The organism is Micromonospora sp. CMU55-4 (genome assembly GCF_011602315.1).
Classification (GTDB): Bacteria; Actinomycetota; Actinomycetes; order Mycobacteriales; family Micromonosporaceae; genus Micromonospora; species Micromonospora chalcea.
In genome coordinates this window covers 182663-202920 of sequence record NZ_JAAOLH010000014.1, presented here as the reverse complement: position 1 = coordinate 202920, position 20258 = coordinate 182663, and the positions used below count along the sequence as shown (strand labels likewise).

Annotated in this window: 15 protein-coding genes; 3 read left to right on the top strand and 12 right to left on the bottom strand. The window is 70.4% G+C overall.

The genetic code is table 11. The features are described from left to right. Window positions 1-312: 312 nt before the first annotated feature. Genes HA073_RS23435 through HA073_RS23425 form a run of 3 tightly spaced genes read right to left on the bottom strand, consistent with a single transcriptional unit; the run spans window position 313 to window position 4779 of the window. The gene (locus HA073_RS23435) at window positions 313-2268 is read right to left on the bottom strand and encodes a VWA domain-containing protein (RefSeq protein ID WP_140946169.1); all 1956 of its coding nucleotides are present in this window, start codon (window positions 2266-2268) and stop codon (window positions 313-315) included. Window positions 2269-2270: 2 nt separating this feature from the next. Further along, on the bottom strand, window positions 2271-3752 hold the full coding sequence (locus tag HA073_RS23430) for a magnesium chelatase (RefSeq protein ID WP_043326352.1): 1482 nt from the start codon (window positions 3750-3752) through the stop codon (window positions 2271-2273). Between the two features lie 58 nt (window positions 3753-3810). After that, a complete protein-coding gene (locus HA073_RS23425) occupies window positions 3811-4779 on the bottom strand; it encodes an aldo/keto reductase (RefSeq protein ID WP_166457288.1) in 969 nt (322 codons plus the stop codon). 57 nt (window positions 4780-4836) lie between these two features. On the opposite strand from HA073_RS23425, the gene mgrA reads away from it, so the two are divergent. After that, window positions 4837-5826, top strand: coding sequence for an L-glyceraldehyde 3-phosphate reductase (gene mgrA, locus HA073_RS23420; protein WP_166457287.1), 990 nt, complete (start codon window positions 4837-4839; stop codon window positions 5824-5826). 1 nt (window position 5827) lies between these two features. Here the strand turns inward: mgrA and HA073_RS23415 are convergent, their stop codons facing one another. Next, on the bottom strand, window positions 5828-6733 hold the full coding sequence (locus HA073_RS23415; protein ID WP_113971955.1) for a lytic polysaccharide monooxygenase: 906 nt from the start codon (window positions 6731-6733) through the stop codon (window positions 5828-5830). A gap of 155 nt (window positions 6734-6888) precedes the next feature. On the opposite strand from HA073_RS23415, the gene HA073_RS31035 reads away from it, so the two are divergent. Further along, window positions 6889-9321, top strand: coding sequence for a DUF4153 domain-containing protein (locus HA073_RS31035; protein ID WP_166457286.1), 2433 nt, complete (start codon window positions 6889-6891; stop codon window positions 9319-9321). Between the two features lie 35 nt (window positions 9322-9356). On the opposite strand, the gene HA073_RS23405 is transcribed toward HA073_RS31035, so the two are convergent. Together HA073_RS23405 and HA073_RS23400 are read right to left on the bottom strand one after the other, a co-directional pair. Continuing rightward, the gene (locus HA073_RS23405) at window positions 9357-9698 is read right to left on the bottom strand and encodes a VOC family protein (protein ID WP_064447743.1); all 342 of its coding nucleotides are present in this window, start codon (window positions 9696-9698) and stop codon (window positions 9357-9359) included. Then, the gene (locus HA073_RS23400; protein WP_166457285.1) at window positions 9695-10639 is read right to left on the bottom strand and encodes an AraC family transcriptional regulator; all 945 of its coding nucleotides are present in this window, start codon (window positions 10637-10639) and stop codon (window positions 9695-9697) included. The genes HA073_RS23405 and HA073_RS23400 overlap by 4 nt, the downstream gene beginning before the upstream one ends. Window positions 10640-10710: 71 nt before the next feature. Between HA073_RS23400 and HA073_RS23395 the strand changes: the two genes are divergently transcribed. Beyond that, window positions 10711-11199 carry a DUF1772 domain-containing protein gene (locus HA073_RS23395; RefSeq protein ID WP_166457284.1) on the top strand — a complete coding sequence of 163 codons (489 nt, stop codon included), beginning with the start codon at window positions 10711-10713 and terminating at the stop codon, window positions 11197-11199. Between the two features lie 4 nt (window positions 11200-11203). Here the strand turns inward: HA073_RS23395 and HA073_RS23390 are convergent, their stop codons facing one another. The 6 genes from HA073_RS23390 to HA073_RS23365 all read right to left on the bottom strand — a co-directional run bounded on the left by HA073_RS23390 (window position 11204) and on the right by HA073_RS23365 (window position 19444). Next, a complete protein-coding gene (locus HA073_RS23390) occupies window positions 11204-11683 on the bottom strand; it encodes a GNAT family N-acetyltransferase (RefSeq protein WP_043330622.1) in 480 nt (159 codons plus the stop codon). 96 nt (window positions 11684-11779) lie between these two features. Beyond that, window positions 11780-12181: a type II toxin-antitoxin system VapC family toxin gene (locus HA073_RS23385; protein WP_166457283.1), complete on the bottom strand. Its 402-nt coding sequence runs from the start codon at window positions 12179-12181 to the stop codon at window positions 11780-11782. Then, window positions 12178-12432: a hypothetical protein gene (locus tag HA073_RS23380; RefSeq protein WP_166457282.1), complete on the bottom strand. Its 255-nt coding sequence runs from the start codon at window positions 12430-12432 to the stop codon at window positions 12178-12180. Before HA073_RS23380 ends, HA073_RS23385 begins: the two co-directional genes overlap by 4 nt. A gap of 74 nt (window positions 12433-12506) precedes the next feature. After that, window positions 12507-14357: a hypothetical protein gene (locus HA073_RS23375; protein WP_166457281.1), complete on the bottom strand. Its 1851-nt coding sequence runs from the start codon at window positions 14355-14357 to the stop codon at window positions 12507-12509. 195 nt (window positions 14358-14552) lie between these two features. After that, a complete protein-coding gene (locus HA073_RS23370; protein WP_166457280.1) occupies window positions 14553-15389 on the bottom strand; it encodes a hypothetical protein in 837 nt (278 codons plus the stop codon). Then, the gene (locus tag HA073_RS23365) at window positions 15386-19444 is read right to left on the bottom strand and encodes an AAA domain-containing protein (protein WP_166457279.1); all 4059 of its coding nucleotides are present in this window, start codon (window positions 19442-19444) and stop codon (window positions 15386-15388) included. The genes HA073_RS23370 and HA073_RS23365 overlap by 4 nt, the downstream gene beginning before the upstream one ends. Between the last annotated feature and the right edge of the window lie 814 nt (window positions 19445-20258).

Here is a 20258-nt window from a genome sequence, read left to right as displayed (position 1 = left end):
GAGCGGGCAGGACGGTGCGCTGGACGGGGGCGAAGCGGCCGCGACCGGCCCCGCGATCTTGCAGTTCGCGCCCTCCGAGCACCCGATTTGTCCGGCTCGCGGGGCACCAAAGTGCAAGATCGCGCACACTCAGGGGTCTGGGCGGATCCGGGGCGCCGCGAGCTAGCCCGACGGGCCCCGGGGGTCGGGGATCTTGGAGTTGTGGTGCCTCGCGAAAGGTGTCAAGCCGGGCATCCCGGGCACCACAACTCCAAGATCGACGAGAACATGCGGGGACGCGGGGACGGGAGCGGGAGGACGAGGGAGCGCGGGTCAGCGGCGGCCGTGGCGGGCTCGTAGGTAGTCGGACACCACGTACTCGCCCAGGTCGTCCAGGTCGGGGGTGAACATCCGGCCACCAGAGCGCCGCGCCACCGCGTCCACGAACCGGCGCAGCCCCGGATCGTCGCCCAGCATGAACAGGTTGAGCGTCGCGCCGTACCGGGTCAGCCGGTCCACCTCCCGGATCGTCGCCGAGATGGTCTCCGGTAGCGGCGGCCAGTGGAAGTACGCCTCGCCGTCCTCCGGGTCCAGGTGCGCGGTGGGCTCGCCGTCGGTGACCACGAGCACCACCGGCTCGGCACCAGGGTGGCGGCGCAGGTGCCGGCCGGCGAGCCGCAGCGCGTGCTGCAGGTTCGTGCCCTGCTGCATGTCCGGCTCCACCGCCGCCAGTTCCTGCTGGGTCAGCGGCATCGCCTCCCGGCCGAAGCCGACGATCTGCAACGCGTCCTGCGGGAACCGGGTGGCCATCAGGTGCGACAGGGCCAGCGCGGTCTGTTTCATCGGGCCCCAGCGCCCCTGCGAGATCATCGAGTACGACAGGTCGACGCAGAGCACGACAGCCGCCGACGCCCGCCGTTCGGTCTCCACCACCTCGAAGTCCTCGACCGCGAGCGGTACCGGCACTCCGGGGCCGGCCCGGCGTACCGCGCGGGTGAGTGTGCGCACCACGTCCAGCGGCTGCTCGTCGCCGTACTCCCAGGGGCGGGACGCCCCGCTCACCTCGCCGGCCGCGCCCGCGGTGCGGAGGTCGTGCTGGCCGCGCGGGCCGGCGGTCAGGTCGGAGAAGACGCGCCGCAGCGCGGTGCTCGCGAGCCGGCGCAGCGCCTTCGGGCTGAGCGTCAGCCCGTCCGCGTCGCGGGTGACCCAGCCCTGGCGGCGCAGTTCGCGTTCCAGTTCCTGCAACCGGCGTACGTCGTCGGCGGCGTCACGGCCCAGCGTGCGGGCGACCGCCTCCACGTCGACGTCGTCGAGCGTGGCGCCGGGCTGGTCCTGGTCGAGGGAGTCCAGCAGCTCGTCGAGTTCGGCGATCTCGTCGAGCGCGCCGGTGGCCTCGCCGTAGCCGAGCGGCTGGTCGCCGCGTACGCGCTCGCCGCGCTGCCAGTTGAGGTCCGGCCGCAGCGACCGCAGGTGCGCGTCGAGCTGGGACAGCTCACCGGCGAGCCGGTCGCCGAGCGACTGGCGCATCAGTCCGGCCAGTTCCTCGCGCTGCCGGTCGGACAGCGACCGCATCAGCCGCTCACCTGCAGCCGCCCGCCGGGCCAGCACGTCGATCAGCTCGTCGACGTTCCTGGGCCGTTCCGGGAAGAACTCCCCGTGCCGCCCCATGAACTCGGCGAACGCGTCGGTGGTGTCCTCCGAGCGGGCGTGCCGGGCGAGCAGGTCGTTGAGGTCGCGCATCATCTCGGCGAGCTGCCGCTGGGCGGCCGGGTCGGCGGCGGCCCGCGCCGCGTCGCGCAGCCCGGCGAAGCGCTGCTCCAGCACGTCGCCACGCAACCCGTCGAGGATGCGCTGGTAGGTCTGCCGGGCCTCGGCGCTGGCCCAGTCGTACCCGGAAAGCTCCGACACCGCGCGGGCGGTGGAGCGGGGCAGGTTGTCGAGCACGGCCTCGGCGAACCGGGCGTCGTCGCCGTCGCGGCCGCGCAGCTCGTCACGTTCGGCGGCGAGCGCCTGGTCGAGCAGCGCGCGGGCCCGGGTTACGGCGCCGTCCAGGTCGCCGCGGCGCAGCGCCTCCCGGCGCAGGCGGCGGGCGCGGGCGGCCAGGTCGTCCAGGCCGCCCCGCCCCTGCGGGCCGCGCCGCAGCAGCTCACGCAGCGACTCGCGCAGGCTGCCGCCGGCGAGCACGTCCGAGCCGACCGCGTCCACCGCGGCGCGCACGTCGTACGGCGGGGCGAGCGGGTCGGGTCCGCCGCGCCACTGCCCGTACCGGAAGCGGTTGCCGCCGGCCATTGTCAGTCCCGGTCCCCGTAGACGGTGCGCCCGGAGTCGGTGACGTCCTTGCCGAGCCGGCGGGTCAGGTGCAGCCCTTCCAGCACGAACTCGATGCCGGCGGCGGCCTCCTCCGGGCTGGGCGCGTCGCCGAGCCCGAGCCGGTCGAGCACCTTGGCCAGCCCCGGTACGGTGCCGACCTGGCGCAGCAGCTCGGCCGAGGAGACCAGTTCTCCGGTCTCGACGGCGCCGCCCTCGGCGACGATCGCGGTGAAGCCGGACAGGTCGAGCCCGGCCAGGCGGGCGCGGAACGTCTCGGCGGTGGCGGTACGCAGCAGGTGCGCGAGCACCTCGATCTCGCGTCCCTCCTCGCCGCTCTCGAACTCGACCTTGCCGCGCAGCGTGGAGGTGACCGACACGGTGTCGCCGATCCGGGCCACCGGCGCCTCCGGCCGGGACGCCGACCCGGCCCCGCCACCCGAGGCAGCAGAGGCACCGGCCAGCAGACCGGACCGACGCAACGCGGCGGCGGCCACCGTCTCCGCGGCGGCGATGGCGAACCGGGCGGACACGCCGGAGCGCGGGTCCACCGACGGGGACTCCCGCACGTCGCGGGCGAACCGGGCCAGCACCTCCAGCACGTGTTCCGGCACGACGGCGACCAGGTCGGCCTCCTGCCGGATCAGCGACAGCTCCAGGTCGAGGTCGAGCGGGTAGTGGGTACGGATCTCCGCGCCGAACCGGTCCTTGAGCGGCGTGATGATCCGGCCCCGGTTGGTGTAGTCCTCCGGGTTGGCGCTGGCCACCAGCAGCAGGTCCAGCGGCAACCGCAGCTGGTAGCCGCGGACCTGGATGTCGCGCTCCTCCAGCACGTTGAGCAGCGCCACCTGGATGCGTTCGGCCAGGTCGGGCAGCTCGTTGACGGCGAAGACGCCCCGGTTGGTGCGCGGTACGAGCCCGAAGTGGATGGTCTCCGGGTCGCCGAGCGTGCGCCCCTGGGCGAGCCGGATCGGGTCGACGTCGCCGATCAGGTCGCCGACGCTGGTGTCCGGCGTGGCGAGCTTCTCGCCGTACCGCATCGAGCGGTGCAGCCAGCCGATCGGCAGGTCGTCGCCGGCCGAGTCGACCAGCGCCCGGGAGGCGGGGGTGATCGGGTGCATCGGGTGCTCGTTGAGCACCGAGCCGGGAATCACCGGGGTCCACTCGTCCAGCAGCGCGCCGAGCGAGCGGATCAGGCGGGTCTTGCCCTGCCCGCGCTCGCCGAGCAGCACCATGTCGTGCCCGGCGAGCAGCGCGCGCTCGACCTCGGGCAGCACCGTGTCCTCGTAGCCCACGATGCCGGGGAAGCGGTCCTCGCCGGAGCCCATCCGGGCGAGGAGGTTGTCTCGGAGTTCCTGCTTGACCGTGCGGTACTGGTGGCCGGCCGCGCGCAACGCGCCGAGCGTGCTCGGCAGCTCGGCGGGCGGGACCGGGGGAACCTGGTTGGGAGCGGTCACCCGATCCACGCTAGCGCGCTCCGGTGACCGGCGGCGCCCGTCGCCACTGACGCCGCCGGAGCGCCGCTCACCTCCCGAGGCGGGCGCGGACCATCCGGGGCACCGCGGCCAGGCCGGTGACCGGGCGGAACGCGCGCGCGGCGGCGACCAGCGCGGCGTACTCGTCGTCGGTCAGGTCGATCTCGGCGGCGGCCGCGTTGCGTTCCATCTGCTCGACCCCGGACGCGCCGGGGATGGCCACCACGTTCGGGTGCCGCAGCACGTACGCGAGCGCGATCTGGCTCGGCGTGGCGTCATGCGCGTCCGCGACCTCGCGCAGCGTGGCGATCAGCGCGGTGCCGCGTTCCAGGTTCTCCGGCAGGAAGTACGGGTTGGCCCGGCGTACCGCACCGGCGGGCGGGTTGGTGGCGTCGTAGCGGCCGGAGAGGAAACCCTGCGCCAGCGGCGAGTACGCGATGACGATCCGGCCGGCCTGCTCCGCGTACGGGATGAGGTCCTCCTCGGGGCCGCGGTCGATCATGCTGTAGCGGACCTGGTTGCTCAGCACCCGGCGGCCCAGCGCGGCCTCGGCGAACCGCCACCGGCGCAGGCCGTAGTTGCTGACGCCGACCTCGCCGACCAGTCCGACGTCCTGCAGCGAGCGCATGCCGCGCATGGTGGTGGTGTCGGCGACCACCGGGTTGGCCTGGTGCACCTGGTAGAGGTCGATGCCGTCGACGCCGAGCCGGGCGGCGGAAGCGACCGCGCGCTGCTGCACCACGGGGGCGACAGGCAGCAGCGGGAAGATCTTGCTGGCGACGACGACCTTGCTCCGGTCGTCGCCCAGCGCCGCGCCGAGGATGCGCTCGCTGCGGCCGAAGCCGTACAGCTCGGCGGTGTCGAACAGGGTGACGCCCAGGTCGAGCGCCCGCCGGACGATCTCGGCGGCGCGGCGCTCGTAGTCGGGGCCGTAGCCCCACTCCTTGGAGCCGAACTGCCAGGTGCCGAGGCCGATCTTGGAGATGGGCTTGGGGGTGTCGAGCTGCACGTAACGCATGTGGCCGAACGTACCCGCGCCGCTGCGGCCGCACTCCGCTGCGGACAGAATGACCTCGTGACATACCTCGCCAGCGACGACCGTTACCACGAGATGATCTACCGGCGCAGCGGCCGGAGCGGGCTGAAGCTCCCCGTCATCTCCCTCGGCCTGTGGCACAACTTCGGACCGGACCGGCCCTTCGAGCGGCAGCGCGACATCGTCCGCCGCGCCTTCGACCTCGGCATCACCCACTTCGACCTGGCCAACAACTACGGCCCGCCGCCCGGTTCGGCGGAGGAGAACTTCGGCCGGCTGCTCACAGGCGACCTGAAGCCGTACCGGGACGAGCTGGTGATCTCCAGCAAGGCCGGGTACCTGATGTGGCCCGGCCCGTACGGCGAGTGGGGCTCGCGCAAGTACCTGATCTCGTCGCTGGACCAGTCGCTGCGCCGCCTCGGGCTGGACTACGTCGACATCTTCTACTCGCACCGCTTCGACCCGGAGACCCCGCTGGAGGAGACGATGGGCGCGCTCGACGCGATCGTCCGCTCCGGAAAGGCGCTCTACGTGGGCATCTCCAACTACGACTCGGAGCAGACCGAGCGCGCCGCCGCGATCCTGCGCGACCTGGGCACGCCGCTGCTGATCAACCAGCCGTCGTACTCGATGATGAACCGCTGGACGGAGAGCGACGGCCTGCTGGACACGCTGGAGGGCGTCGGCGCCGGCTGCATCGCGTACAGCCCGCTCGCCCAGGGCCTGCTCACCGACCGTTACCTCACCGGCATCCCGGCCGACTCCCGGGTACGCACGAGCGTCTTCCTCAACGAGGCCGACCTCGACGAGGAGACGATGGCGACGGTCCGGGGGCTCGCCGCGGTGGCCGAGCGGCGCGGTCAGACGCTCGCCCAGCTCGCCCTCGCCTGGGCGCTGCGCGACCCGCGCATGACCAGCCTCATCATCGGCGCGAGCAGCGTGGCGCAGCTGGAGGGCAACGTGGCCGCGCTGGACAACCTCGACCTCGCCGGTGACGACCTGGCCGAGATCGAGGGCCTGCTCGGCTGACTCACCAGACGCGGCGCCGCCCGGCGCGGTGGTTGCGGACACCGCACGGCCGTCCGGGCGGAGGGCCGCCGGCCCGGCTCAGCCGCCGTCCGACCACGGCCGCGGCGAGCAGCGCGACGACGAGCGCCGCCGCGCCGAGCACGAGCGGCCGGGACAGCGGTCCGCCGTCGGTCACCGTCGCCACCGGCACCGCCGGCTCGTCGTCGGTCGCCGCCCCGGCGAGGGTACGCGGAGGCGACGCGCTCGCCTCCGGCGCTGCCGGTGTCGCGTCCGGCTCACCGCGTGCCGCCCGGAAGATCACGTCCGAACAGGAGTAGTAGGTGTCCTGGGTGTCCGAGTTCTGCCAGATGACGTAGACGATGTGCCGGCCGGTCCGGTCGGCCGGCAGCCGCCCCCGCATCTCGTACGCGCCGGAGCGGATCGGCGGGTCGGTGACCTGAAGGAACGGCTTCTTCTCCAGGTCCGCCCAGGTCAGCCGCCGCTGCGGCGAGTACGAGCCGGTGGTGACGTAGAACCGGAACGTGCCCTGGTGCGGGATGGTGGTGCGGTAGCGGAACGTGTGCCGGGCGCCGGCGGTGAGCGTGGTGGCCGGCCAGTCCGCGCGCGGCAGGTCCAGCCCCCGGTACGCGGACAGCCCGCCGCTGCACAGTTCCCCGTCCGGAATGCGTTCCCGGTCCCGCCCGTCGACGCGGGCGACCCGGATGTTGTCCCACTCGCGTACCGCCGCTCCGGCGGCGATCGCGGCCCGGCACGCGGGCGTCCGCGCCCGGCCACCACCTTCCGGCCCGCACGCGGCGGCCCGGCTCAGCGGGCTGGTCGGCGCACCGTGCGCGCCGGCCGGCGTGGCGGCGAGCGGCACCGTCACGGCGACGGCGGCGAGCGCGACGAGCGCGCGGCGTGCGGCCATGTGATCGACCTCCCGCGCACTGGTACGGCCGCGAGACGTCAAAGGTTCGATCCGCGCCGATCGGCCGGGCCGACGTGACCGAACGGACAGACGGGGCGGCGGGGCGCGTGTGGGGGGACCTACAGTGACGAAACCCTGTGATCGAGGAGCGTCCCTTGCCCGAGCCGGAACCGTCCCCCGAGCCCTCCCGCGCCGCCCCGGCGAACGGGCCTCCCGCGGGCGACGTCCCACCTTCCCAGCCCTATCTGCTGGTGATGCCCAGCATGGAGGGCGCGCCCCCACCGGTGCCGTGGCCCGGCGCGGAGGGGCAGCCCGGCTGGGCGATTCCGGTCACCGTCCCGCCCGGCACCCAGGGGTACGCGCTGTTCCTCCCGCTGGTGCCGGCGGCCGGCCAGCCGAGCGCGGTGCCTGCCCAGGCGACAGCACCGGCCGTCGAACGCTCCCCGGTGGAGGATGCCGCCCTCTCCCCCACCACCGGCGACGTCGCCAAGACGCCGCCGACTTCCGCAGGCGCGGGCGTGTCCCCGGCCGGGGACGGTTCGACGGGGGCGGCTGATCATGGGGAGCCCGCCACCGCACCGGCCGACCGTCCGGCGGAGCCCGTCGCCGCCACGCCGGACGCCGCTCCGGCGGCCCGGCCTGCCGCCACCCGAGCCGACGGAACCCCTTCGGCTGCCGAGGACGCCGCATCGGCGGGTCCGTCCACCTCGGGCGCCGGCACGACGGCTCCGGCCACCGGTTCGCCTGCCGCCCCGGGTTCGTCCCCGTCGGATGCGCCGAACCCGCAGGCCGGCTCCGGCACACTGGCCAGTTCGGGCGCACCGGGTGCGCACCCGCAGGCCGGTTCCGGCGCGCCCGGCACGCCGCACGCTTCCGGCCGGCCCGGGACCCCGAGCACGCCGCCGATCCCCGGCGCGTCGCCCGCGCTGATCCCCGGCGCGTCGCCCGCGCCGGTCACACCGCACGCTCCGGGGATGCCGCAGCCTCCCGGTCGGCCGGTGGGCGCGCCGCCGTACCCCGGTGTGGGGTGGACCGGCCATCCGCAGGCGCCGGTCTGGGCGCCGCGACCGCCGACGCCGCGGACCTCGTTCCTCGGCGCGCGGTGGCCCGGCCCGAAGGCGGCGACCGGCCGGGCCGTGCCGCTCGCGGTGCTGGCCGGCGCGGTCGGCGGCGCGGTCTTCGTGCCGCTGGGCCGGGTCGGCGTCGGCTGGTTCCTGGGGTGGCTCACGCTCACTGTCGCGGTGGTGCTGGCGATCCGGTCGAAGACCACTGACCTGCCGCGCGCCGACCGGCTCATCCGGGCCGGGTGGGCGGCGGCCGCGCTGGCGCTGATGGCCGTGCCGGCGTTCCGCAACGCCTGGTGGCTCGTGACGTTCTGCGTGCTCGGCGCGCTGGGCTGCGCCACCCTCGCGATCGTCGGCGGGCGGTTGGTGCGATCGATCCTGTTCGGCCTGGTCGCCACGCCGTTCGCGGCGCTACGCGGCCTGCCCTGGGTACGCCGGCACGTCACCGCCTCGGCGTCGGCGGCGACGGTGAGCAAGGTGACCGTCTCGGTGGTCGCCACGGTCGTGGTGCTCGTGGTCTTCGGCAGTCTGCTCGCCTCCGCCGACGCGGCGTTCTCCGAGGCGCTCGGCTCGCTCGTTCCCGAGACCGACATGGGTTCGGTGTTCAGCTGGGTATTCCTGGCCGTGGTGGGCGGGCTGATCGCGGTGGCCGCGGTCTACACGCTCGCCGCGCCGCCCGACCTGTCCACCGTGGACAGGTCCGGCGAGCGGCGGATCGGCCTGCTGGAGTGGGCCCCGGCCATCGGCGCGCTCGTCCTGCTGTTCGCCGGGTTCGTGGTGGTGCAGTTCACTGTGCTCTTCGGCGGGCAGCAGCACGTGCAGCGGGTCGCCGGTCTCAGCTACGCCGAGTACGCGCGCAGCGGCTTCTGGCAGTTGCTCTTCGTCACGCTGCTGACGGTGGCGGTGCTCGGCGGCGTGGGCCGCTGGGCGCGCCGGGAGCGGCCGGTCGAGCGCGTCCTGCTGCGTGTGCTGCTCGGGCTGATCAGCGCGCTGAGCGTGGTGATCGTGGCGTCGGCGTTGTCCCGCATGTGGACGTACCAGAAGGTCTACAGCTTCACCGGCGAGCGGATCTTCGTGATGGCGTTCGAGATGCTGCTCGGCACGGTCTTCCTGATGATCATCCTGGCCGGCGTCCGGTTCAAGGGCCAGTGGATTCCCGGCGCCACCGTCGCGCTGGCCGTGATGATGCTGCTCGGCCTGGCGGTGCTCAACCCGGAGGACTACGTCGCCCGCCGCAACACGCTGCGGTACGAGCAGACCGGCAAGATCGACGCCTGGTACCTGCGGGCGCTGTCCGCCGACGCGACGCCGTCGCTGGCCAAGCTTCCCGACCCTGTACGCCGGTGCACGCTGAGCTGGATCGCCGACGACCTCGCCGAGCCCGACCCCTGGTACGCCTGGAACCTCGGTCGGCAGCGCGCCCGTAAGGCACTGGAGGAGGTCGGCCCGCAGGCGGTCGGCGGCCCGAAGGACTGCCGCCGGGCGGACCAGTTCGACCTGCCGAAGACGCGCGGCCCACGCTGACGTCGCCGACCGGGCCGCGGATCGCCGCGGCCCGGTCAGGCGGGGCCGCCGCCGAAGCCGATCTCGTTGCCGTCCGGGTCGTGGAAGATCGCCTTCCGGACGCCGTTGTCGTAGGTCTCCTGCGCAGCCGGCTCCAACCCTCGGGCCGCGATCGCCGCGAGACGGGAGTCGAAGTCCTCGACGAAGACAGTCTGCATGGCGTGACCGGCGTGGTCGGGCCGCACCTCGATGTAGAGGTAGCGGTGCTCGGCCAGCTCCCACACCGCCTCGTGGTCGTTGGGCAGGAACTGCGGCGGGGCGCCGAGCAGCCGCTCGTACCAGGCCGTCGACACGGCGATGTCATGGATCGGGACGCCGGCGAACAGGTCGACAGTCATCCGGTCAATCTAGCCGCGTCGACGTGCCGACGAGGGCTCACGCCGTACCGGCGTTTGAACGCGGTGCTCAGCGCGAACGAGCTGCCGTAGCCGACCCGGCGGGCCACCGCGCCGACAGTGGCGCCGGGCTCGCGGAGCAGGTCGGCCGCGAGCGCCAGCCGCCAGCCCGTCAGGTACGCCATGGGCGGCTCGCCCACCAGGGCGGTGAACCGCCGGGCCAGCGCCGCACGCGACAACCCGACCTCGGCGGCCAGCGACGCCACCGTCCACTGCCGGGCCGGGTCGTCGTGCAGCATACGCAGCGCGCGGCCGACCACCGGATCCGCGTACGCCCGGTACCAGCCCGGCGCGGCAGCCCCGGGCCGTGCGAACCACTCCCGCAGCGCGGCGATGAGCAGCAGGTCCAGCAGGCGGTCCAGCACCGCATCCTGGCCGGGGTCGTCCTTGACGATCTCGTCGGCCAGCAACGGCACCAGCGGAGAGTCCCAGGACTCGCGGCGGACCACCGCCAGCGGCGGCAGCGTGTCGAGCAGCCGCCGCCCGACAGCGCCCCGCACCGGGTACGTGCCGGTGAGCAACACGGTCCGGCCGTCCGGTCCGTTGCCCCAGGTGCGTACGCCCCACCGCGTCATCGCGAACAGCTCGCGCCCGTCCGGCGTGGTGCAGCGCTGCCCCGGGTGCACTACCACCTGCGGCGCCGTGGCCGGGTCGTCCGCCACCGTGTACGGGGCCGGGCCACGCACGATCGCCACGTCACCATCGCCGAGCCGCGCGGCCTCCCCCTCCTCCGGGACGATCCAGGCGTCCCCCCGCACCACGGCGACCAGCGTGAGCGGCGCCTCGTCCCGGATCAGCATCGACCAGGGCGGGGTGAGGATCGAGCGCAGCAGGAAGGCGCCCCGCGCCCGGGGACCGTCGAGCAGGCCGGAGACGGCGTCCACGGAGACGATTGAACACAGGATCGCGCGTCCTGGCCATGGGCCGTCTCACCGCGCGGCGGTTCGATGGACACATGCGACTCGTACAACACCTGACGCTGGTCGGCGCCACAGTCGGGGCCGGGCTGATGGCGGGCCTGTTCGCCGCGTTCGCGTACGCGGTGATGCCGGCGCTGCGCGGCGCGGACGACCGCACGTTCGTGGACGCGATGCAGCGCATCAACGTCACCATCGTCAACGGCTGGTTCCTGCTGGCCTTCCTGGGTACGCCGGTGCTGGCCGCGCTCGCGGCGGTGCTGGCGTGGCGCGGGGCGGTCCGGCCGGCGCTGCCGTGGATCGTCGTCGGGCTTGCTCTATACCTGGTGATGTTCGTCGTCACCGTAGCGGTGAACGTGCCGCTGAACGACGCGCTCGCGGCGGCCGGTTCCGCCGATCCCGGTGCGGCGCGCGAGCGCTTCGAGTCCGCCTGGGTCACCTGGAACGTGGTCCGGGCGGTGGCGAGCACTGCGGGGTTCGGCGCGTTGTGCTGGGCGCTGGTGCTCGCGGGCCGCGCGTCCGGTTGAGCCGCTACGCCTTGTCCTCGATCAGCGGCAGGTAGCTCTCCGGCAGCCAGCGGACGACCACCTTCGGGAACAGCGTCCCGCCGAGCCGGCGGTAGAAGCGCTGCGCCGCCTCGTTCTCCGGCTTCACCTCCCAGCGGATGACCAGCCGCTCGGCGGCGGCCCGCTCGGCCAGCGCGGTCATCAGCCGCCGGCCCACGCCACCGTCGCGGGCCTCGGCGCGGACGAACAGATCGTCGAGCGCGAGGATGTCCTCACCGCTCCACATGTGCAGCCGCCGCTGCGCGGAGACGTAGCCGAGCGTCTCACCGTCCCGCTCGGCAAGCAGGACCGTCACGTCGGCGCGGCCGAGCACCTCGCGCCACCGGTCGGGGGTCGCGCCGACGTGCTCGCTCTCCCCCTCGTGGGCCGCGATCTCCCGGACCAGGGCGTCGACCGCAGCCGCATCGTCCGGACCGGCCTGGCGGATGCGGATGGCGTCGTTCACGGTGCTCTCCCTCACGGTCGGATCACGGGCGGATGCTCATGATCACCCCGGAAGGTGTCACACCATGATCCGACTTTCGGGCCGAGACTCCTGCCGTCAGGACGCCGCGAGCAGTCGGATCTCGCAGCGCACGCCGCTGGCCTTCGCGAGCCGTCCGTCACCGGTGACCAGGGGACAGGCCAGCAGCTCTGCCGCGGCGACGTAGGCCGCGTCGTATGCCGACACGTTGCCCCGCAACTGCCACATCCGGTCCAACAGCGCTGCGACGCCTACCTCGTCGATGACCAGCGAGGGCAGGACGTCGATCGCCTCTTGCGCCCGGGCAGGGCCGAGCTTCCCACCGAGCACCTTGCCCCTGATAACGGACATGACCTCGACCAGCAGATGGCTCGGCGCGGCCCAATGCGGATCTCCGGTCAGTTCCGCTCGCGCCGCATGCCCGATCGGGCCGTCGTCGATCAGGGCGTCGGCCAGCACCGACGCATCCACCACTATCACGCGGCACTCCCCTGCGGCCCGCGCCGCTCCCGCTGGTCGTTCAGCTCGGCGGCACTCTCGCCCGGCAGGGCGCGAGCGCCGTCCGATCGACCGGCGAAGCGATCGAGGGCGGCTGTGTTGCGCAGCCGTCGAGCCTGAGTCTCCACCAGTTCCAGCAGGTACGTCTGGAGCGACTGCCCGCGCGCCTTTGCCTGCGCCGCCAGGGCATCTCGCACCTCTTCCGGCACGTCGCGGATCTGAAGAGCGACCATGCATTCATTATGCATGCACCAGGATGCGGAGAACAAATATGCCGCAGTCGCGAGCCCGCCGACGCCAGCACCGGTCAGTTCGTCTGCCCGTTCGGTAGATGGCGGCCGATGTAGCCCACGTAGATACGTCCGCTCGGCGCCGTGTCGTCGTAGTAGTGCATGCGAGGGCTGATCATCGCGAACTGAGCGATCTTGAAGTGCGCACCCATGAAGGTCCTCCCCGCCTCAGCAACGGAGACCGGCACGGGTAGGACCCGCTTCCTCCAGAACGCCGGATTGTTTCGGACCTCCTCGCTCTCGTCACGGGCATGTCGTCGCGTCGGCCACTCGTGGCAGCCATCAGGAGTGTTCTCCAGGAAGCCATGCACATCCCGATCCCAGCGCCCGTCCGCCTTCGCCGCTGCATAGTCTTGGAGCACCAGCAGCGCGTCCCAGGCCTTCGAAGCCCAAGCGCCCAAGGGATCGTTGCTGTCGAGCTCCTCAGCGCAGTCAGGATCGCCGGTGAACACGACGCGCTGAAGCCTTGGCAGCCAGCGGAGCAACTCACCGAAGCTGTCGGGCCGGGAGACATCCGCTTCCGACGGCTGCGCCGTCCAGGCCGCCTCTGCCTGCCCCATCGAGGCGAGCCGATGGCGTAGCGTCCGTTCAGTCTCCGCGTACCGGGTCAGCCGGTCGACCGCGTCCCGGTTCTCGATCTGCTCATCGTCGAGCTGCCACTTGACGTCGTGATACGCCTTCTGCGTCTCATCGAGTTCGGCTTGGAGCTGCGCGAGTCGGGATGCGATGTCTTCCTGCGCCTCCTGCGATGACCGACCGACCTCGACCAGACGCACGATCTCGTCGACCTTGTCGACGGTCAGATCATCGATCCCGATTTTGATCTTCAGGTAATCGAGCAACATGCCTTGCTGCGCGCTGACGTCGCCCTGCCGGCTATCACTCTCTCGCGTCTCGACGGCTGCCGGCCGGGACTGTGACGGAACGAGCGATGGGCGCTTCGAATCGACCTCGCCGAGCCGGTGCACCAACATGTCGTCGGCGATACGTTCTAACATCCGGTGTACCCGCGCCACCGATGCGGGTAGCGGCTGTTCGAGAGCCTGCAGTTGAGCATTGGAGGCGAGGACCCTCGCGAGCCGGGGCTGTTCGTTGTCGTCGGCGATCCGTTCGGCGCTCAGGACCCGGTGCCTCAGTCCGTCAACGACGGAGTCCGCTTCAACCTGCGAGCGATAGGTCCGAAGCCGGCCGGGCAGAACGGCGTGGGCATGGCCGAGCCGGTCGTTGAGCGACTGTGTTGCCTCCCCGTCCAGCACATAGCAGGAGGCCATCCCAATTGTGAACCGGGTCAGGTTCGCGATCCGGTCCGTCCACGGGACTGACGGCAGCGAGTCGTCGTTGCCGGCGACGAAGACGACACCTCGTCGTTCGGTGTCGACGAGCGCGCCGTAGACCTCGTCGACTTCGCTGCCACGGATGACGATCGGTCGCGTGGTGAGGCGTGCTGCACCGTCCCAGGCATCGATGATGTCGAGCATGGGGGCGAGAAAGCGAGGAGTGCCGGCGCGGCGGGGACGGGTACGCGGGCCCTCGCCGTCGGGGTCGGGGTCGGGAGACTCGATGTCGACCCAAGCCCAGGCCGCACGTTCTCTCGCATGGGGTGAATGGACGGTCAGCTGGGTGACCCACTGTCCGTCCGGCTTCGTTTCGACGATCCGCACGCGGGTCGAGGCCGATCCGTCCCGCCCTTCGTGCTGCAGCAGCAAAGCCCTGACATTGTCGCCGATTGTCGCCCACCGATTCTCACGAAGAGCAGACGGATCCCAGCCCTTGGGGTTGGCAATCCAATGGTCGAGTTGCTCCCGTACCAGTGGCTGCAAATGGTTTCGATTGTGGTGGGTCGTAAACACCGACCTGAAGCCGAGCATTCTGCCATCCTCGCGGGTTGCAGTCGAAAGGCTGCGCCGGTCGCGCCGCCGTACTCGCTCGATGCCGCCCGGTGACCTCGCCTGCTGCCCCAGCACTGGTATTGGCTCGGAAGCTGGGGTAGCAGCAGCGGTTCAGGCCGGCATCTGGACAGGGGAGGTCAATACACTTTCTTACTGGGCACCGAATATGCCTTATCAGGGTGTGGATTCCAGGTCGTTGAGGAGCGCGTGCACAGGCGCCCAGCACATCCGCACTGTGTCCAGGTCGGGCACGAGCCCGTAGTCGATCTGGTGGCGAGGGTGCACGAAGTTGCGGTAGTCCCGGACCTTCTCCATGAAGTCCTTGGCGTCGGTCTGAACCCACTTCCGCTGATGCGCGTAGTCAAGAAGCAGGTGAAGGCCGGCTCGCTCGGCCGGAACCCGTCGGCCGTTCCGGCCGACCAGGCCATTCCTTCGCACTTTCTCGTCGCGGTCGGTCACTACGATGTGCAGCAGTCCTTCGACAAAGCTGCCGATGCCGATGATCGCCAGCGCGTAGGCCCCGTTTTTCTGACAGATCGACGCTTCATCGGCACGTGCCATGAGGATGTCGACCGCCTTGCTGTCTCGGGAAAGCCCTCGCACCCGCTCGTGCAGGTCCGGCGGCGGCCCGTACAGGGGAACGTCACTGGTCTGGCTAAGCTGACCGAGGACAGGGCGCCCGCCGACGTAGGTAATGGTCAGTTGCTCGGGAGCCAGGATGCGGTTCAACTCCTGTGTGATCGGCTCGGCGGCCTCAATGCCGCCGTCATACTCCAGCGGATCACCGATGCGGCAGAGCAGCCGGTCGAGGGCGGCGGCATCATTGGCATGAGAACCCAGCACTTCCGTGAGCCAGGGAATCCGCGGAGAGCCATCGTACTGCGGGTCGCTAGGCCACCGGACACGGTGCAGAAACCGCTCGACCTGCGTACCTGTCCGTTCATAGGGACCATCGACGTCGCAGATCAACCGAGCGACACGTTCCAGAGTGAGCGGGTCGAGGGCGATCATCGGGATACCTCCCAGTCGGCGCGCTGCTGCGCGATGTCAAGGGCTTCGGTCAATCGTCGGAGGATGTTTGAGCCCCGTTTCCGGAACCCAAGCTCGGCCATGGCCTCCTGGAGACGCTCATCCCGATCACGCTGGAGCTGGTCGCTCACCAGCCAGGTACAGATCTGCACCAGTTGTTCCCGCGTGTATTCGTTGATCCGCAGACCGGTCGGCACGTCGGGGCGTGGGCCACGGCGGGTTGCCGGTGGCGACGGTAGCTGAGCGGATCGGCGTGCCGCCGGCATGGGGTGGCTCCTCGCGGCCTGGCTGGCGCGGTCGACCGCCTGCTTCCAACGGGCGACGAGCCGGGCCGTTTGGCCTGCCGGGTCCACGTACCAATCAGTCGACCAGATCCGATGAAACTCCCACCCGAGACGCTCGAGATGCTGCTGGCGCAGCCGGTCCCGATCCCGGGCGCTGTGTGCCTGATGGTACGAGTGACCGTCGGTCTCCACGGCGAGGACCATGCGCCCGGGCTGCTCCGGATGCGCGAGCGCTAGGTCGATGCGGTAACCGGACACTCCCCACTGCGGCACGGCGTTGATGCCCTCACGCTGCAGTGCCTTCAGGACGCTTCGTTCGAGGCCATTGAGCTCGACCCCGGTGTGCTGTCGCGCGCCCAGGTCGCCGCCGAGGTCAACGAATTCAAGATATCGGCGGAGCAGTTCGGGCCCACGGTTCTTCGTCGCAGCGGTCTGGTTCGGGTCCATGTCGTGATGGGAAAACGCACTAACCACGGTCATCCGGCTCCGCGCTCGGGTGACCGCGACGTTCAGGCGGCGTTCGCCGCCCTCCTGGTTGAGCGGCCCGAAGCGCAGCGGAAGTCGGCCGTCTCGGGTCCGGGCGTAGCCGATGCTCAGGATGATGGCGTCCCGCTCGTCGCCTTGGACGTTCTCCAGGCTCTTGATGAAGAAGCGCTGGCTCGCAGCCCGGTCCTGGGAGAAGAAGTCATCGAGATGCTCATGCTCGCGCCGCCGGCTGCGGAGGGTCGCCTCGATCCGCAGGGCGTGCTTCTGTCCCATGGTGATGACGCCGAGGCTCTCGTTCGGTCGCTGCTCGGCGTGTTCCAGAATTAGCTCAACCGCTCGGTTGACCTCCTCCGGTGACGAGCCGCTCTGTCCGGGTGCGACACGACCGTCCACCGTTTCCAAACGCAGCGGGCTGTCGACCTGCACGCCAGGGAACGTGACGAGGGACCGGTTGTAGATCTCAACGTTCGAAAATGCGATCAGACGCTCGTCTCGACTGCGGTAGTGCCACGTCAGCCGGTACCGGTCCGAGATCAGACCACCGAGAACGTCAAGTACGGACTCGTAGTCCTCCAGGCTTCCGTCCCCGAGGTCGTCCTCTTCGCCTGCCGTGCTCTGCTGAACGAGCCGCCGGAAGAAAGGCGTGGGTGGAAGCTGCTTCGGATCACCGGCCACGACGACTTGGGTGCCACGCATGATCGAGGCGACTGCGTCGTGCGGCTCGATCTGGCTGGCCTCATCGAAGATCACTACGTCGAACGACCGCTCGGGCGGCAGGATGCGGCTGACCACGAGTGGTGACATGGCCCAGCACGGGAACGCGGCGAGGAGCACCTCCGGTGCGCTGCTGAGCAGCTTCCGAAGAGGAAGATGGCGGCCCTTCTTGGCCGCTTCCCGCCGGACGAGGCCGTTCTGGTCGGGATAGGCATCTCGAACCTTCCGTAGGTTCACTGCCACGTTGCGGCGCACGTGCCGGGCAGCCATCTCGATGTGCCGGCTGTCCGCATTGCGGAAGTCCTGAACCACCGTGGCGTGCTGTTGTCCGACGAACTGACCAAGGTACGGAACACGCATGCGCATTTCGTCGAGGATCACCTGCAACCAGGAGCGCAAGAGGGTGTCGGCTGCCTCGTCGCTTGAGACCTGCCGCCTGGCGAGGTCATCGAGCATGTGACTCAGCCCCAATGAACGGAACAGATGCTGCTTCTCGTTCAGGTCCGGCATCAGGAACAACGTCTCGCGGTCAGCGTTCAACTCGGCGAGGGTATTGGCCGCCGTGGTCGTCGGTCCACGCTCAAGACCGTCGATTCGAGCACATGCTGCCACCGCTGCAAGGTGGTTCCGCACCTGCGTGAAGGACGACATGCAGAGGTCGGCACCTGCCAGCACAGTGGGCGCGCTGTCCTGGCGGCTTAGTCTCTGCCACCGCTCCCGCTGATCGGCTGCGGCGACCAAGCCCTGGTACATCTCGGATCGGCTCTTGGGAGGGGCCGGACAGGTCCGTCGCAGCTCGCGGCGCAGTTGGAACCGGCGGAAGATTCCGAGCGGTTCCGGCCTACGCGGGCGGGACCGGCTTGGTGCTGTCGCGTAGACGTAGTCGTCCAGACCGGGGCCGAAGATCTGCTCGCCGTAGCTCGCGATGGTGCGGTCGACCTCGCCGAGCAGGTCGAACAGATCTCTCCACGCAGCTAGGTCGTCCGGCACATCCAGCCCGGCCCGGTCGACCAGGTCCCGGATCTGGCGCTGGGCGCCTTGCAAGGCACCGGCCGCGAGTTCGTCGAGATGCACCAGCACCTTGCCGACGTCGTCTGGTGTGCGGATGGCAGCCTTCGCCCACGGCGACTCCCCGCACCAGATCCTCAGTCCGCCACGATCCACGAACGTGCGAAGGTCCTCCCGTGCCGACTCCAGCCTCGACCGGTCGAGGTTCCGCAGCTCCGATGCGCGCAGGTTGTAGCCACTGACATCGCGGGCCGGAAGCGCGAGAAGTTGCTCGATGACCTGAAAAGCACTGAAACCCCAAGGTCGGCGAACCTCGTGCAGCTCGGCCGGGTGTCGTTTCGCGGAAGCTCGGCGGCTCTGCAGGCGGCGGTGCAACTCATCGGTGTCGACGGGTGGTTCGGCACCCGCCTGCGCCAGAACGTTGGCGATGCGCTGGGCTATCTGCCGCTTACTGATTTTGCGGTCGTGTAGGTCGAACACCAAATTTTCGAGCCCGACGTCGCCAAGACGGTTCATCACCGCTTCGATGGCGGCCCGCTTCTCGGAGACGAACAGCACGCTGCGACCCATCGCGGCCATGTACGCGATGATGTTCGCGATCGTCTGGCTCTTCCCGGTGCCCGGCGGCCCCTCGATGACCACGTGCCGGCCGGACAGCACCGCATCGATCGCAGACTGTTGAGACGAGTCCGCGTCGTGGACCAGGAACTCCTTGGCCGGATCGATGTGATCGGCACTGGAGCTAGCCCCCTGAGCTTGCTCCGTGCGCAGCTTCTGCCGAGTCTCGGCGTCGCCCGCCATCGCACCGATCACCGGGTGCGATGCCAGCAGCTCGGCCGAGTTACGCAGGTCCTTGACCATGGCGAGCTTGTCGAAGCTGAAGACGCCGGCAACCACCGCAGGCTCGAGCCGGAGAGACAGGCCGCTGGGAGCTACCGCCTCGCCGATCAGATCGTAGGCGACGCTGAGCTGCTGGTCCGGGTCAGTAATCTCTGACAGCATCGCGCTCAGCTTTTCGCCGAGGGCGCTGATGTCGGCCTCCACGCCGTACTGCCGTTCCAGCGCGTATAGGAGAACGGGGTTGATCTCGGGTGACTCGGAAAGCTCCAGCGTGAAGTCGTTCTCGGTCGCAGTCCTGCTGTCCAGCGCAAGCTGCTGCAAGATCAGCGGCGCTCGCAGCGGTTGCATCGGTGTAGACCCACGGGTGTAGGGGCCCACCATGCAAAGCAGACCGCGGGTCACCCAACCGGCTTGGATGCCCTGCTCCTCCTCCAGCTCGACTAGCTTCCGCCGGAGACTGCGCGCAGTGTTGCAGGCGGTGTTGTGCCGTTCCTGATCCGGGAACAGCGTCCGCAGGCGAACCTTTTGCCCTCGGAGCAGGTCAGCGACGGCGTCGGCAGCCGCATCCGCGAGATCGAGGCTGGTGGTTTGCCGCTCCTTGAAGTAGAGCAGCGTGTTGCGCGGGCCGAAGTCGATCAGTTGGTCTGCCCATCGGCCGGCGGCCTGTTCAACGAGGTGGAGTACATCCGGTTGCGTCAACAGCATCTTGTCTCCGAGTCAATCGTCGGACGCCAATGCTTCGACTCGGGCAGACCGCCCGAGGCAAAGCCCTACAGGATAGGCCGTATGACGAGCCGGCGTATGCGTCGGATTTCCGACAAGAAGTCATTGGGATTTGCCCAGCAGCAACATCCACCGGCCGGTCAGGCTCGCGCCAAGCCGTTTGGGCCATCAATTCGGCCGGAATTGCAGTGCCAGGGTGGCCTCTTGACCCGGTGGAGGCTACGAAACTTGCCGTGTGAATTTCAGCAGGTGCTGGCCGAGGCGGATCGAGCGTGTCCGGCCCGGCGAGGCGGATCCGTTGGTGCTGCTGGTACGTCGCGGCACTGCAGCAGGGCGGCGGCCCATACGGAGTGGTCGCGGCTGGCGGCAACCACGCGTCGGTCCGGCCGCTGCCGCAACCCTGGCATGGAGGTGGCACCTCGCTGGGAGTACTGGGAGGTCCGTCTCGGTAACGGCCCCGAGGATCTGACCGATCAAGAGCCCAGGTATGGGACGAGCCTTCCTCGACTCGGAGCGGCACGCTCGCTTGGAGATCATCGGCGAGTCACCTCAGCGCGACGTGATTGCAGTCTGCAACGGACCTGCCCTCCCGGGGAGGATATCGCCGCCCGGCCCACCCCACCGGCGCCGGGCGGCGTCGCCCTGATCCGCGACTCCCATGATCATCGCTAGTGGCAGCGACACCGACAGCAGGGCGACCATCGAGGCCCTCATCGCCGAAGTCAACTCACCGGGCGGGGAGTCACACCGCGTTCAAGGTCCCCACCGAAACTACAATGCCCCCGCCCGAAACGGA

What these genes read in the sequence shown, in the direction of transcription:
- HA073_RS23435 (WP_140946169.1), bottom strand. Translation starts at nt 2,268, where the DNA reads ATGGCCGGCGGCAACCGCTTCCGGTACGGGCAGTGGCGCGGCGGACCC.
- HA073_RS23395 (WP_166457284.1), top strand. Translation starts at nt 10,711, where the DNA reads ATGCGACTCGTACAACACCTGACGCTGGTCGGCGCCACAGTCGGGGCC.
- HA073_RS23380 (WP_166457282.1), bottom strand. Translation starts at nt 12,432, where the DNA reads ATGGTCGCTCTTCAGATCCGCGACGTGCCGGAAGAGGTGCGAGATGCC.
- HA073_RS23425 (WP_166457288.1), bottom strand. Translation starts at nt 4,779, where the DNA reads ATGCGTTACGTGCAGCTCGACACCCCCAAGCCCATCTCCAAGATCGGC.
- HA073_RS23365 (WP_166457279.1), bottom strand. Translation starts at nt 19,444, where the DNA reads ATGCTGTTGACGCAACCGGATGTACTCCACCTCGTTGAACAGGCCGCC.
- HA073_RS23405 (WP_064447743.1), bottom strand. Translation starts at nt 9,698, where the DNA reads ATGACTGTCGACCTGTTCGCCGGCGTCCCGATCCATGACATCGCCGTG.
- HA073_RS23415 (WP_113971955.1), bottom strand. Translation starts at nt 6,733, where the DNA reads ATGGCCGCACGCCGCGCGCTCGTCGCGCTCGCCGCCGTCGCCGTGACG.
- HA073_RS23370 (WP_166457280.1), bottom strand. Translation starts at nt 15,389, where the DNA reads ATGATCGCCCTCGACCCGCTCACTCTGGAACGTGTCGCTCGGTTGATC.
- HA073_RS23375 (WP_166457281.1), bottom strand. Translation starts at nt 14,357, where the DNA reads ATGCTCGGCTTCAGGTCGGTGTTTACGACCCACCACAATCGAAACCAT.